The sequence below is a fragment of the Pandoraea norimbergensis genome (assembly GCF_001465545.3).
Lineage (GTDB): Bacteria > Pseudomonadota > Gammaproteobacteria > Burkholderiales > Burkholderiaceae > Pandoraea > Pandoraea norimbergensis.
On the sequence record NZ_CP013480.3, the window covers coordinates 1,538,317 to 1,552,443 of the forward strand.

12 protein-coding genes and 1 tRNA gene are annotated in these 14,127 nt (G+C 64.1%); 6 read left to right on the top strand and 7 right to left on the bottom strand.

Annotated elements, in window-relative coordinates:
* Positions 1-49 precede the first annotated feature (49 nt).
* Together AT302_RS07010 and AT302_RS07015 are read left to right on the top strand one after the other, a co-directional pair.
* Positions 50-1,093 carry an ABC transporter ATP-binding protein gene (locus AT302_RS07010; protein WP_058380163.1) on the top strand — a complete coding sequence of 348 codons (1,044 nt, stop codon included), beginning with the start codon at positions 50-52 and terminating at the stop codon, positions 1,091-1,093.
* Positions 1,094-1,100: 7 nt separating this feature from the next.
* Complete coding sequence (locus AT302_RS07015) at positions 1,101-1,928, top strand: phosphodiesterase (protein ID WP_058377811.1); 828 nt, start codon at positions 1,101-1,103, stop codon at positions 1,926-1,928.
* Between the two features lie 2 nt (positions 1,929-1,930).
* Here AT302_RS07015 and AT302_RS07020 read toward each other — a convergent pair whose 3' ends face one another.
* The 3 genes from AT302_RS07020 to AT302_RS07030 form a co-directional block, all read right to left on the bottom strand.
* Complete coding sequence (locus AT302_RS07020; RefSeq protein ID WP_058377812.1) at positions 1,931-3,130, bottom strand: globin domain-containing protein; 1,200 nt, start codon at positions 3,128-3,130, stop codon at positions 1,931-1,933.
* Between the two features lie 177 nt (positions 3,131-3,307).
* Positions 3,308-3,937 carry a flavodoxin family protein gene (locus AT302_RS07025; protein WP_174554604.1) on the bottom strand — a complete coding sequence of 210 codons (630 nt, stop codon included), beginning with the start codon at positions 3,935-3,937 and terminating at the stop codon, positions 3,308-3,310.
* A gap of 67 nt (positions 3,938-4,004) precedes the next feature.
* The gene (locus AT302_RS07030; protein ID WP_058377813.1) at positions 4,005-5,036 is read right to left on the bottom strand and encodes an MDR family NADP-dependent oxidoreductase; all 1,032 of its coding nucleotides are present in this window, start codon (positions 5,034-5,036) and stop codon (positions 4,005-4,007) included.
* An 84-nt stretch (positions 5,037-5,120) separates the two neighbouring features.
* Between AT302_RS07030 and AT302_RS07035 the strand changes: the two genes are divergently transcribed.
* Complete coding sequence (locus tag AT302_RS07035; RefSeq protein ID WP_058377814.1) at positions 5,121-5,759, top strand: TetR/AcrR family transcriptional regulator; 639 nt, start codon at positions 5,121-5,123, stop codon at positions 5,757-5,759.
* Between the two features lie 51 nt (positions 5,760-5,810).
* On the opposite strand, the gene AT302_RS07040 is transcribed toward AT302_RS07035, so the two are convergent.
* Positions 5,811-6,887: an ankyrin repeat domain-containing protein gene (locus AT302_RS07040; RefSeq protein WP_157125711.1), complete on the bottom strand. Its 1,077-nt coding sequence runs from the start codon at positions 6,885-6,887 to the stop codon at positions 5,811-5,813.
* Between the two features lie 309 nt (positions 6,888-7,196).
* On the opposite strand from AT302_RS07040, the gene AT302_RS07045 reads away from it, so the two are divergent.
* On the top strand, positions 7,197-7,868 hold the full coding sequence (locus AT302_RS07045) for a DUF1415 domain-containing protein (RefSeq protein WP_084656071.1): 672 nt from the start codon (positions 7,197-7,199) through the stop codon (positions 7,866-7,868).
* 192 nt (positions 7,869-8,060) lie between these two features.
* Here AT302_RS07045 and AT302_RS07050 read toward each other — a convergent pair.
* The 3 genes from AT302_RS07050 to AT302_RS07060 all read right to left on the bottom strand — a co-directional run bounded on the left by AT302_RS07050 (position 8,061) and on the right by AT302_RS07060 (position 10,726).
* A tRNA-Thr gene (locus tag AT302_RS07050) sits at positions 8,061-8,136 on the bottom strand.
* Between the two features lie 186 nt (positions 8,137-8,322).
* The gene (locus AT302_RS07055; protein ID WP_058377816.1) at positions 8,323-9,336 is read right to left on the bottom strand and encodes a class 1 fructose-bisphosphatase; all 1,014 of its coding nucleotides are present in this window, start codon (positions 9,334-9,336) and stop codon (positions 8,323-8,325) included.
* Between the two features lie 106 nt (positions 9,337-9,442).
* Positions 9,443-10,726 (bottom strand): aspartate carbamoyltransferase, encoded by a 1,284-nt coding sequence (locus tag AT302_RS07060; RefSeq protein WP_058377817.1) that lies wholly within the window; start codon positions 10,724-10,726, stop codon positions 9,443-9,445.
* A gap of 207 nt (positions 10,727-10,933) precedes the next feature.
* On the opposite strand from AT302_RS07060, the gene AT302_RS07065 reads away from it, so the two are divergent.
* Positions 10,934-11,788, top strand: coding sequence for a LysR family transcriptional regulator (locus AT302_RS07065; RefSeq protein ID WP_456088862.1), 855 nt, complete (start codon positions 10,934-10,936; stop codon positions 11,786-11,788).
* Positions 11,789-11,906: 118 nt separating this feature from the next.
* Positions 11,907-13,880 carry an aconitase family protein gene (locus AT302_RS07070; RefSeq protein ID WP_058377819.1) on the top strand — a complete coding sequence of 658 codons (1,974 nt, stop codon included), beginning with the start codon at positions 11,907-11,909 and terminating at the stop codon, positions 13,878-13,880.
* Positions 13,881-14,127 lie beyond the last annotated feature (247 nt).

Consider the following 14,127-nt stretch of genomic DNA (forward strand, 5'->3'; position numbering starts at 1 on the left):
CAAGCACACGCACGCGCCATTGCACACAAAGCATGCCAAGGAAATTGCGATGAAACTGACTTCGATTCCGATCCATCTCGAACGCTGTGCCAAGACGTTCAACGGCAACACGGTGTTGCAGCCGCTCGATCTGACGATCGGCGCAGGCGAGACACTGGTGCTGCTCGGCCCGTCGGGCTGCGGCAAGACCACCACGCTGCGCATGATCGCAGGCCTTGAGCGCCCCGATGCGGGCGGGCGCGTGCGCTTTGGCGATGAGGACGTCACCCGTCTGCCGATCGAAAAGCGCCGCGTGGGCATGGTCTTCCAGAACTACGCGTTGTTCCCCAACTTCACGGTGCGTGGCAACGTGGCCTACGGGCTGAAGTTGCGCGGGCTGCCGTCGGCGCAGGTCGACAAGCGCGTGGACGAATTGCTCGACCTCGTGCACCTGACGCCCTACGCCGACCGCGCCATTGCGCAACTCTCGGGCGGTCAGAAGCAACGCGTGGCGCTGGCCCGTGCGCTCGCGCCGGAACCGCGCGTGCTGCTGCTCGACGAACCGCTCACCGCGCTGGACGCGAAGCTGCGCGAAACCGTGCGCGCCGATATGGACCGTCTGCTGCGCGGTCTGGGGGTGACGACGGTGTATGTCACGCACGATCAGGACGAAGCGATGGCGCTGGGCGACCGCATCGTGGTGATGAGTGCCGGGCGTATCGAACAGATTGGCGCGCCGCGCGACATCTATTACCAACCGGCGTCGCGCCACGTGGCGAACTTCGTCGGCACGCTCAATCGCATTGCCGGGGTGTGGCGCGAGGGGCACTTCCATACGGAAGGCGGACGGCTGGCGTGCCCGGACGTGCGCGCCGATGCGCAAGAGCTGTATTTCCGCCCGGAAGACGCCATTGTGGTGCCGCCGGTCGATGCGCCGCTCGTCGGAAAAATCGAAGCCGTGCAGTTTCTCGGCGATCGCACCCGTCTCACTGTCGGTGGGGTGTCACCGGCGGGCGCGGTGCTGGTCGAAGTTTCGAGCCGTCGCGAATGCCGCGTCGGCGACCCGGTGGGCCTGTCGTTGCCTGCCGCTCATGTCTTTACGCTTCACGGATAACCCGCTCATGCTGTTCGCGCAAATCAGCGACCTTCACATCAAACGGCCCGGCAAACTGGCCTATCGGCGTGTGGATACCGCCGCCTATCTCGAGCGCTGTGTGGCGCGTCTGAATACCCTCGTGCCGCGCCCCGACTTTGTGGTGCTGACGGGCGATCTGGTCGACTTTGGTGCTCGCGAAGAATACGAACACCTGCGCCGCCTGCTGACGCCGCTGGCAATGCCGTACTACCTCGTTATCGGCAATCACGATGGCCGCGACGCCCTGCGCGAAGTGTTTCCGGAACACACGTATCTCGGCAAGCCGGGCGCGTTCGTGCAGTACACGGCGATGTTCGGGCCGCTGCGGCTGGTGGCGCTCGATACGCAAGACCCGCCCAATGGCGGCGGCCGTCTGTGCGACGAGCGGCTCGACTGGCTCGAAGCAACACTCGCCGCCGATACGGCGACGCCGACGGTGATCGCCATGCATCACCCGCCGTTCGCCTGCGGTATCGAACATATGGACGTGCAGGCGCTTGATGCGGGCGATGCGGCCAAGCTGGCCGCTGTCGTGCGTCGCTTCGATAACGTGGAGCGACTCATCTGCGGCCACGTGCATCGTCCGATTCACACGCGCTTTGCCGGCACCATTGCCAGCGTGTGCCCGTCGCCTGCGCATCAGGTCGCCCTCGACTTGCGCGAGGGCGGTCCGTCTGCGTGGGTGCTCGACCCGCCTGCGTTCCAACTGCACCGGTACACGCCGCAAAGCGGTCTCGTGTCACACCTTGGCTTCGTCGATGATGCCGGTGGCACGCACCCGTTCTACGACGCGGCGGGCAAGCTGATCGACTGAAATCAGCCCAGATCGAGCGCTTCCGGACCGAACACTTCGCGATGGATGCGCTCGGCAGGCACGCCCTGATCGCGCAGTGCACGCCATTGCGTCTGCATGAACGGCGTCGGGCCGCACAGCAGGTATTCAGCGCCCTCGGGCAACGGCAGACGGGTCACATCCATGCGCCCGGCGAAGGTGTAGTCAGTGCCTTCGCACTCACTCGCCAACGGCGTCTCGAAGAACGTGGCGACGCGCAGATGCGGCAATTGCGTACCGGCATGCAGCCATTGACGGCGCAGTGCCACGTGGGCGGCGTTACGCGCCGCGTGAGCAAACACGATCTCGCGGCGCGAGCCGTTGGCCGCCAGCGTGGCGAGCATCGACATCATCGGCGTGATACCTACGCCAGCACTCAACAGCACCAGCGGATGGGCGGCGTCCAGCGCCGTCGTGAATTCGCCATACGCCGGGCTCACCTGAATACGATCGCCCGCCTTCAGATTGACGTGCAGCCAATTCGAAACTTGTCCGGCCGGTTTGCCGTTCGACGCATCTTCGCGCTTGACGGTAATGCGCCAGTGCGGCGCCGTGGGCGAATCCGACAGGCTGTACTGGCGGCGCTGATGCAGGCCGTCCGGCAGCGTGACGGCCACGCTCACATATTGTCCCGGCACGAACTCGCCCGGCGAGGTGCCTTCCGGCGTTTGCAGATAGTACGAAACGATGTGCTCGGTCTCGCGATCGACGTCGGTCACGACCAGTTCGCGCAGCGCGCCCAGCGGTGCCTGCGTGCGCTCGGAGAGACGCGCCTCGGCTGCGATCAATTCCCCCGCCAGCAGCCAGTACGCTTCGTCCCACGCGGCGATCAACTCAGGCGTCGCGGCCTCGCCCAGCACGTCCTTGATGGCGGCCAGCAGATGGCGCCCGACGATGGGGTAATGGGCCGGCGTGATACCGACCGAGACGTGCTTGTGAACGATGCGCTCCATCACGGGCGCCAGCGCAGCAGCGTTGTCGATGTTGGCCGCGTAGGCAAACACCGCCGACGCGAGCGATTGCTGCTGCGCGCCGCTGGCCTGATTCCCCATGTTGAAGAGATCGCGCAGTTCGGGATGTGCCTCGAACATGCTGGCGTAGAAATGTCGCGTGATGGCGAGTCCGTGGTCGCGCAGCACCGGGACGCTGGCGTCGATATACGGGCGGGAAGCAGCGGAAAGCATGGGGCACACTCCGAAGTGTTATGAGTTCTGTCACGGGCGCGACGCTGAGGGCTTCAGACGTCGCGCACCACGGAGTGATTATAAGATGTAAATAAAATGCATCTTTAAGGGTGCGCCCAAATGCCGCATCTCAGGCGAGGGGGATTCGGTGCGCTTTCCCACGGCAGATGCGAAGCGTCAGGCGAGCGCCGACGCAGTAGACAGCCCCGGCACGTGTTGGGCGATACGTCCGCGTGCGAACTGAAGGGCTGTCTGGGCGACGCGCTCGCCGAGATGACGTGCGGTGGCGAGGTCCGCTGCGGGCGGTGCCAGATCGGGGCCCTGATCGGTGTTCGATTGGGCTGCCGCGCCTAGCCAGAAGCCGAGGCGGTTGAGATCGTTCGCCGAGCCCTGCGTGGAGTTGTTTGCGGGCGGCAGACCGAGGTTCACCCAGTGCATGCCGTGCTGCGCGGCAAAGAGCGCCATCTGGATGAGGGTGGCGAGTTTGTCACCGGCGTGTGCGCCGGAGTTGGTAAAGCCCGCAGCGATCTTGTCTTGCCACACGTAGCCTTTCGTCATGACGATGTTCGACGTGGCTTCGGCAAAGACTCTGAATTCTGCCGACGTGCCGCCCATGAAGGTCGGCGCGCCGAAGATGATGGCGTCGGCCTGTTCCAGATCGTCCCAGCGCGAGGGCGCGGTTTCGCAGGGAATCAGGAGGGCGCTCGCACCGTCGGCGCGTTCGACACCTTCCTTGACGGCGGCGGCTTGTCGCGCCGTGTGGCCATAGCGACTGTGAAACACGATCGCGACGTTTGTACTCAACATGCTGGACTCCATTCGATCAGGGGATGAGAGGGGGATGGGGTATAGGTCGTATCTCAAGGGGGCTTGCTCACAACTCGACCAGCACCACACCTTTGAGCTTGCCCGCGCAGGCTTCCTGCAAGGCGAGCGGTGCGTTCTCCAGGCCGTGGAACATCGTGCACGGCAGGTGAAAGCTGCCGTCGAGCCGCCACGCGCTCTGACGCTTGATCCATTCGTCGAAGACGTCCTTGTCGTCGTCCGCGCTGTAGCCGCGCAGCGTGATGCCTTTGATCGGTAACTGGAAGGCGTCGATTTCGGTCGGCGCCACCGACGTGGAGTGGTTCGCGTGCAACTCGGCACCGAGTGCGCCCAGAATCGCGAAGCGCGCCCCGTCGCGGGCTTGTGCAACGGCGGCGGTCAATTGCTCGCCGCCGACCATATCGACGAAGACGTCGATGCCGTCGGGTGCGGCTTCGGCCAGTTGGGTCGCGAAGGGTTTGCCGTTGCGCACGATTACGGCGTCGTAGCCGAGGGCCTGCGTCATCCAGCCCGCTTTCTCGGCACTGCCGGTGCTGCCGATGACACGTGCTGCGCCGAGGCGGCGGGCGATCTGACCGGCCATCGAACCGATGGCACCGGCACCGCTTGAGACCAGCGCGGTGTCGCCACGTTTCACCGTGATACCCCGCGTGAGCGCGGCGTAGGCCGTCCAGCCATGGCCGAGATAGGCAGCGGGGTCGAGTGGCCCGCCCGGCAGCCGTTTGCACTGCCGCGCGTCAACCACGGCGTGTTCGCGCCAGCCGAGCCAATGCGAGACGATCATGCCCGGCGTCAGGCCGGATTCCGGCGTGGCGGCGATCACTTCGCCAATCGCGCCGTCGGCGAGCGCGTCGCCGGGTTTGAGTGTGGGGAACGGAATACCCTTGATGGCCGTGGCTTCGCGGCTGGCCATCAGCCGTGTGGAGATCGAGACACGAAACCATCGGTTGCGCACGAGCACTTCGTGCGGTGCCAGCGGCGGCAGCGAGCGGTCGGTGAGTGCGAAATATGACGAGGTCAGCGTGCCCTCGGGATGGGCTGTGAGCGTGACTTCTCGGGTGGTGCGGGGCAGGGCTGACATGGCAAAGTCCGTGGCAAAAGCAGGGGCAACATGCGCTCGGGAATCGACGCAGGTATATTGGAATTTTTGCGTGGAACCCCCGCCATGCCTACTCGCCTTTCCTCAGGGCCGGTCGCAGCCCGCAGAGTCCCGCGACAGCAGCGTTCGCGGGCGACGGTCGATGCGATTATCGAAGCGGCGGCTCGCGTTCTCGGCGCGCGCGGCTGGGCCAAATTCAATACCAACGAAGTCGCCAACGTCGCCGGTGCGAGCATTGGCTCGTTGTATCAATACTTCCCCGACAAGCTGGCGCTGGCCGAGGCGATTCGGGAGCGCCATCTCGACGCCGTACTCGCTGTTCTGCCCGATCCGGACGCGCCGCAAGTACCGACGCGCCTCGACACGCGCGTTGCCGACCTGATCGACGGCGTCATCCGGATTCACGCAGGTGACCAGCGTATGCATCACGTGTTGCTTGAGGAGGTGCCACTCTCGACCCGTACGCAGGCCTTCGACGTGGAGTATCTGCGCCGCTATCAGGCGCTGATCGTGCCGGACGGGCAGGCGGCGTGCGAACCGCGCGACGCCGTTGCGGCGAGAGTGCTTGCTGCCGCAGTCGAAGGGGTCGTGCATGCGGCGGTATCGCGCGGTGAACTCGGTTCGCCCGAGGTACGCCGGGAGCTCAACGGTTTTGTGGGCGCTTATCTGCGCGAGCGCCACGGTGGACTGGCGCTCAGGGGCTGACGCACAAGCGATGGCGATACGCGCCGGGCAAGCCGGATATCGGGCCGCCGCTCAGCCGCGGTTACCGGCGCCTGTCCAACGCGCATAGTGCGACGCGAGAAAGATGAAATGCTTGCGCTGAAATTCAGGGAGCAGGTCGATGGCCGTTTCCCCGCTGGCGTTGACGCTAAGGATATCGCCGCCGGCGGCCAGTGCCGCTACGATCGCAATGATCGCCGCGCTGTACTGCGTGGATTCGGGGCGTAGGGTTCGGGCGAGGTGATGCAACACCGAGTTCATTTCCCGGTCCGTCGCCAGTGGCGGCGCGCCGAACTGGAGTGCCACGCGCGCGGCATCGATATAACCGTCGACGACAAGGCGCGCGGCGAGTGGCATGCCGTTCAGATCTACGACGGACATGTCGGCACCGTGTTCGGTCAATAGCCCGATGCGATCTTGCAGCGTACGGTTCATCTCGTGAGACGTCACGCCGGCATTGCGGGCAGCGCGTGTCGCGGAGGCGAGCACGGTGTGGAGCAGGGGGCGGCCACTCGAATCGCACTGACTGGCGCACGGGCTGATGTCCAGCAAGAATGGCAGCCAGTCAGGCGCGTGCGTGGCGCACAGATGCGAGAGCGGGGGCAGGCTGTGCCCCATACGGTACGGATCCGGGACATCAACGGCGGTGTCGCGTCCGACGGCGACTAGGACCCGCAACGCCGGGCCAAGATTCGGGGGACGGGGGTCCGGTACGACCTGTGAGTGCAACTGTTGGCTCAAGTGATCGACGAACAGCCGTTGGTAGCCATCCGGCGTCGCGCCGTACTTGAGCCAGAGCAGCAGCCCTTCATCGGAAAACAGCAGGTCGAGGTTGTCGCGACTGGGCCAGTCGCGCAGGGGCGCCGTGCAGAACATGCCGGTGTCCCGGAGCTGATCGAATGTGCGGGCCGTCACCGGCCGAGTGAGCAGCGAGATCACGGCCGTGCGCAGCTTCCCCGTGTCGTCGCGACTGGCTTGGCCTTCGAGGCTTGCAAAGGCGCAGAGCGAGAGCAGTTCATCGGCAGCAGCGCACCCGGGGCACGAGAGAATGCTCGTGAGCAATGCCGTACCGATGCGGCCTTCCCGGGACTCGGAAAGTACGTGGGCCAAGGGTTGTCTTGCTAACGCCCCGAGGTGGGCGTTGGGTCCTGCGGCGGTGGTGACGGGCGCGGCGTGAGGGGACAGCGGGCGACACAGTGGGTGAAACCGGGGGCATGAACGGATTGATGCGAGGCATGGCGGCGTGAGGTGGCATGGATGCGGTGAGGGAGAGCGGCATCATGCGAGCGCACCGGCGTCGCGGCTGTCGTTTCCTGCGGTGGCGTTGCTGACTCTGTGCGATCCGTGACGCGCTTACAATGTCGCCTTGATGCGCCGCGCTCATGCGTCGCCATGATGCTTTTTTCCAGTAGCTTGCCCATGTCCGATTCGAATGACCTCGGCGCCACGTCGCCCGAGACAGAACCCCAGACCGAAGCGACCGCAGCCGTGATTGCCGCCACCCGTCATTGGCTCACGCGCGCCGTCATCGGCCTGAATCTTTGCCCGTTTGCCAAGGCCGTGCATGTGAAGCGCCAGATCCGCTATGTCGTGAGCGATGCGCACGACATGGAGGGCGCGCTGCTCGATCTGGAGCGCGAATTGCAGTGGTTGGCCGAAGCCGACCCGGAAGCGGTCGATACCACGCTGTTGATCCTGCCCGATGCGCTGCTCGATTTCCACGAGTACAACGACGCGCTGTTTTTCGCGGAGCGCATGCTCAAGCAACTGCGCTTCGAGGGCGAATTGCAGGTGGCGAGTTTTCACCCGGACTATCAGTTCGAAGGCACCGATCCGGACGACGCGGAGAACTACACCAACCGCTCGCCGTACCCGATTCTGCATCTGCTGCGCGAGGCGAGTATTGATCGCGCGGTGGAGGCGTTTCCGGATGCGGAGGAGATCTTCGGACGTAACGAATCGCTCTTGCGCAAGATGGGCGTGGCGGGTTATCACGCGTGGATGGCAGAGCCTGCGGAAGACGAAGACGGGGCGAATGACAACGCGATGGGTGAAGCCGATGCCGGCAAGCCGACGGGGGGTGGAGAGTAAGGCTTCGCTGGCAAGCCACGTGGGGGTATCGACAGCGGGTAGGTGACGATACCCCCAGAACTACCCCCAACAAGCGTTGGCGCGTACGAGATTGAGCGTGGAAAACAAAAAAGCCGCGCGACGGAATCGAGCGGCTTTCTTGTTGACTACGTACTACCTTCTGCTTGCATGACCAGGGACTGAAGAAGTCGCTGGTGCCGGAGAGAGGAATCGAACCCCCGACCTTCTCATTACGAATGAGCTGCTCTACCGACTGAGCTACTCCGGCGCTGCGAAGAAGTGAGATATTAGCAGGTTTTCCGCGATTGTCACGACTTTTTTCAGAGATTTTTTGTCGTCAGCGCGCGTGCGCCGCGTAAATCCTTGAAATTACAGAATTCCTGCGCTTCGTCATCGCGAAAATTTTTTGCGCGCAGTGCGCCAACCTCGCGATGACGAAAGCCGTCGGCCTCACTTACGCCTTGTCGGCCTCGTGGTGATAGCCGGTCACGCGCTCGACTTCGTTCTTCGAGCCGAGGAACACCGCCACGCGCTCGTGCAGTTTCTGCGGTTGAATGTCGAGAATGCGCTGCACGCCGTTGGTCGCGGCACCGCCCGCCTGTTCGACGAGGAAGCTCATCGGGTTGGCTTCGTACATGATGCGCAGCTTGCCCGGCTTGTCCGGATCACGCTTGTCGGCCGGGTACATGAACACGCCGCCGCGCGTCAGGATACGATGCACGTCGGCCACCATCGAGGCGATCCAGCGCATGTTGAAGTCCTTGCCGCGCGTGCCTTCCTTGCCTTGCAGCAACTCGCCGATGTAACGCTGCACCGGCGGGTACCAGTGGCGCTCGTTCGACATATTGATGGCGAATTCCTTGGTGTCTTCCGGAATGCGCATGCCTTCTTGCGTGAGCACCCACGAGCCCATTTCACGATCGAGCGTGAAGCAGTTCACGCCATGACCCGTGGTCAGCACCAGCACGGTCTGCGGGCCATACACGGCATAACCGGCGGCGACCTGTTGCGTGCCCGGTTGCAGGAAGTCCTGCTCGGTCGGGTCCGTCACGCCTTCCGGGCAACGCAGCACCGAGAAGATCGTACCGATCGACACGTTCACGTCGATGTTCGACGAGCCGTCGAGCGGATCGAACATCAGCAGGTATTCGCCTTGCGGGTAACGGTTGGGGATGTGGAAGACGTCTTCCATCTCTTCCGACGCCATGGCCGCGAGATGGCCGCCCCATTCATTGGCTTCGAGCATGATCTCGTTGGAGATCACGTCGAGCTTCTTCTGGACTTCGCCTTGCACGTTTTCACTGCCGGCGCTGCCCAGCACGCCACCGAGGGCGCCCTTGGACACGGCGTGGCTGATCGACTTGCACGCGCGCGCAACGACTTCGATCAACAGACGCAGCTCGGCGGGAATGTTGCTGTATTCCCGCTGCTGTTCGATGAGATATTGGGTGAGGGTCTTGCGGCGCATAGGGGCCTCCAAAAGCAAAAAAGCGTTCGTATTTCGCGACGGACGCAATTTTACCCGCAAAGACCCGCCGCCCCGGCGAAAAAACGCGGGGCGGGGCACTGAAGGATCAGTCGAGTCCGTCGAACAGGGCGTCGTCCGGGCCGACATGCGAGGGCGAGCGCCACGTGGCGTCGCGCATGCTGTGCTGCACTTGCTTGTCCACGCCGAGCAGAATCGCGAAGATCGCCATGCGCACCGGAATGCCGTTGTCGGTCTGGCGGAAGATCGCCAGACGCGGGTCGTGATTCAGGTCGGTCGACAGATCGTTGGCGCCCGGGCGGCTGTCGCGCGGCAGCGGGTGCATGATGATCGTGCGGCTGTCGCAGTACGTGTTGATGAGCGCTTCGTTGATCTGGAAGTCCGGCGTGTAGCCTTCGATCGCTTCGTCGGCAAAGCGCTCTTTCTGAATGCGCGTGGCATAGACCACATCTGCACCGGCCAGATCGGCAAGCGAGTTGCTTTGTACGATGACGTGGCCGTTCTGCGAAATCTGATCGAGAATGTACGTCGGCATTTCGAGCGACGGCGGCGAAATCAGCGTGAACTTCAGGCCGCGATAGAGCGCGAGCAGTTTGATCAGCGAGTGCACCGTGCGGCCGTAGCGCAGGTCGCCGACCATCGCCACATGGGCGCCGTCGACCAGTTTGCCCAGACGCGAGAATTCGCGGCCGATGGTGTACAGATCGAGAATGGCCTGACTCGGGTGTTCGCCGGGACCGTCGCCGCCGTTGATCACCGGGATATTGGTGGCGCGCGCAAACTCGGCGACCGAACCCTTTTCCGGGTGACGCACGACCAGCGCGTCGACATAGCCGCTCATCACGCGGCTCGTGTCGTAAATCGACTCGCCCTTGGCCATCGACGAGAACGTGAAGCCGGTGGTGTCGCACACCGAGCCGCCGAGTCGGCAGAACGCCGAGCCGAAGCTCACGCGGGTGCGGGTACTGGCTTCGAAGAACAGATTGCCGAGCACTGCACCTTCGAGCACGCGCGAGATCTTCTGGCGGCGGGCAATCGGTTGCATGATGTCGGCGACGTGGAACAGCTCTTCGAGCGAGTCGCGCGAGAACTGATCGACGGAGATCAGATGCGGCTTGCCGTCGAGACCCATGCGTTCACGCAGCGGCTTGTGTGCGCTTTGCGTAGATTCCGCAGACGGCGCTTCACGGCCGAGGATTTCGCCGACGAATTTCTCGACGATGCTCGGCATCGTGCGATATTCGCTGGAATCTTCGGGGAGCAGCCAGGTGTCGAGGGCGCGCCGGCGAACGCCGATACGCTCGGCGAAGGTGTCGCGGGTCATGTTCAGGCGACGCATCGCGTCGCGCAGGAAAGTCTGCTGTGCACTCATGGTCGGGTCGGCAGGGCTGTGTACGCGATGCGTATAATAGGCGTCGATTCGTTGTTTGTCCAGCAAAAGACGTGCCCCTTGTAGGGCCGCGCCAGCCGGGCGTTTCCGGCATTTCCGGCGTATTGCCGCACAGGTATGGAAAACCTTCTCCGCAAGCTCGACCTCACTTCTTTGCGCCTTTTCGTGGCTGTCTGCCAGGAGCGGAGCATGGCGCGCGCGGCTGAGCGCGAATTCATCGCGCCGTCGGCCATCAGCCGGCGTATTGCCGATATCGAAGCCATCGTCGGCCTGCCGCTGATTCAGCGTCATCAGCGCGGCATTACCGTCACGCCGGTGGGCGAAACGGTACGCCGCTACGCCGAGCGCATTCTCGGCACCATCGAGTCCCTCGGTGCGGAGCTGTCGCAGTTCCATGAAGGGGCGCGCGGCAGCGTTCGTATTGCCGCCAACCTGTCGGCCATCGTGCAGTTTCTGCCTGAAGACCTTGCCGCATTCGGCCGCGTGTTCTCTGCGGTGGACGTCGAACTCGACGAACAGCACAGTAATGAAGTGCTGCAACGCGTGGGTGAACGCGCCGTGGACGTGGGCATCTGCAACGCCGTGGCCGGGATCGAAGCCTTCACGATGGTGCCGTACCGGCGCGACCGGCTGGCCGTGATTCTGCCGGTCGGCCACCCGCTCGCCGCCCGCACGGGTGAGATTCCGTTTTCGGCCTGCGTGAACGAAACGCTCGTCGGCCTGCAAGGCAACAGCGCCCTCACGCAGTTGCTGCGTCAGCAGGCGAGTGCGGCGGGCGCGTCGCTGCGCATCAAGATCCGGGTGTCGAGTCTGGACGCGCTGTGCCGCATGGCGCACGCCGGGCTGGGCATTGCCATCGCGCCGGAGCAAGTTGGCCAGTTGTATGTGGGCAAGCTTGACGTGGTGGTGCGTCCGCTCACCGACGAGTGGGCCCATCGCCAACTGTGGATGGTGTTTCCGTCGCGTGAACAACTCAGTGCGACCGCTTCGGCCGTGGTGAATTTCCTCGCGCAGGGGCAAGGGCAGCAGGGCGAACCATCGTAAAAGGTGATGGGGGATAGGTGAGGGCCAGGCCTTCGCAAACCGTCATGCCGGGATTGCCAAGACGGCACGGCAGGCCCATAAGGCCGCCGCTATGCTGTCTTTCGGAGGTAATCGCTGCATGGAAGACATCATTCGTTTTGACGGCCGCATTCTGTTCTTGTCCGACGACCCGGCCATCGTGCGCCGGCAGATCGCGGGCGAGATCGTCACCCGCGCCGAGGCCGGCACCTTGCGTGAGAACGTCTCGACCGACGAGATCACGCCCGTCACGGTCATGCTCACATACGACGAGCGCCTTGGCCGCTACCCTTATGTCGGTTTCAAAGCGGGGAACGAACTCCCCATCGGCGAGCACGACATTCGTCGCGGCGGCTTTCAGGTCACTGTCGCCGGCAAACGCTACGGCAAGGGCTCATCGCGCGAATCGAGCCCGCTCGCGGAGTTGTCCGCCGGCATCCGGCTCATCGTGGCCGAGAGCTTCGAGCGCATCTATCAGCAGAACTGCGACAACATCGGCATTCTGACGACGACCGACTTCGGCGTGCTCGATCGCATTCTCGCGGGCGAAGCCATTCCCATCACCGAATTCCTCAAGGGCCGCGACGCCCTCACGCAGCAGATCATCCGCAGCGGGGGCCTGCTCGCCTACAGCAAATTTGCCGAATGGCCCGTGCCGGTGGCCGATGAAGTCAATGCAACGGCGGCTTCCACCGCTGACGCGCCGCCGCGCACGCTCGTCGAGAAGATCATTGCGCGCCGCCTGCATCCGGCCACGCCCGGTGCCGCGCGCGGCGACGGCGTGTTCGTGGCGGTCGACTGGCGGTTCTCGCACGATTACTTCACGGGCATGTGTGCGCACTTGATGCATCGGGCGTTTGGTGAGCCCGCGCCATTGCACGACCCGGCGCGCATCATCGCGTTTCAGGATCACCTCGTGCTGGCCGCGCAGAGTCACCCGCACGTCACACAAGGCTTGCTCCCCGGTGTGGCGAATCTGACGAGCGGTCACCGCGAGTTTGTGGCGCGTTATCCCGTGTTGGCGCATGGCGAACTGACCGATGTCGACGGCGCTTCAGGAGACGCCGGCGCCGACGGTATCTGCCACGCGCTCATGGCGGAGCGTTATGCGCTGCCGGGGCAGATCGTGATCGGTACCGATTCGCATACGCCCCACGCCGGTGCGCTGGGTTGCCTCGCCTTCGGGGCAGGGGCCACGGACATCGCGAATAGCTGGACGACGGGCTACGTGCGTTGCAAGGTGCCCGAGACGCTGCGCATCGAGATCGACGGCGCGTTGTCGCCGGGCGTGACCGCCAAGGACGTGGTGCTGCATTTGCTGCGTCTCGACGCGATTCGCAGTGGCGGCGCGATCGGTCTGGTGTTCGAGTACGGCGGCAGCGCCGTGCGCGCCATGTCCATCGACGAGCGCGCGACGCTGACCAACATGGTGGCGGAGCTGGGAGGATTCACCGGCATCGTCGCGCCCGACGAGAAGACGGTTGCCTTCCTCAAGACGCGCCGTGGTGTCGACTTCACCGTCGAGTCGTGGATGACGAGCGATGCCGGTGCGGTGTATCGCGACGTGATCCGCATCGACGCGACGTCGCTCACGCCGATGCTCGCGCGCCCCGGTGACCCGGGCAATGGTGTGGCGTTGAGCGCACTGGAAGCGCCGGTGTCGATCGATATCGCTTACGGCGGCTCGTGCACGGCGGGCAAGCGCGACGACTTCGACGCGTATCACGACGTGCTCGCATGGGGGCTCGTGCACGGCATGCGCGTAGCACCGGGGCGCTCGCTGTTTCTGCAATTCGGCACGATGGATGTGCGCGCGTACTGCGAATCGCGCGGCTATCTGAAGACGTTCGAAGCCGTGGGCGCCACGCTCATCATGCCCGGCTGTGGCGCTTGCGCGAACTGCGGGCCGGGGCAGTCGACCACGCGCGAGCAGGTCACCATCAGCGCCATCAACCGCAATTTCCCGGGGCGTTCGGGGCCGGGCAGCGTGTGGCTTGCGAGCCCCTATACGGTGGCGGCGAGTGCATTGGCGGGGCGTATTGCGAGCTTCGACGAGCTTCAGCGCATGGCGTAATTTGGAGTAGAAGCCGATGCTGTGCCGTTGAGCGAAACCGAAACGATGTGCCGTGTGGTGTGCTTGCAACGACGGTGTCGTGCCGCCGATTCTGAACATCACAAATTTTCGTTGTGCATGAGAAGTGTGAAGAAAGCGGTGACCGGCGCGACATCATTCGTGGCAGAATTTCGGCCTCGCGCCTGTTGATTCATGGTGTATCGCGACGCAACGCCCACGTAGTTTCATGTGCTTCAAACGTGATGTC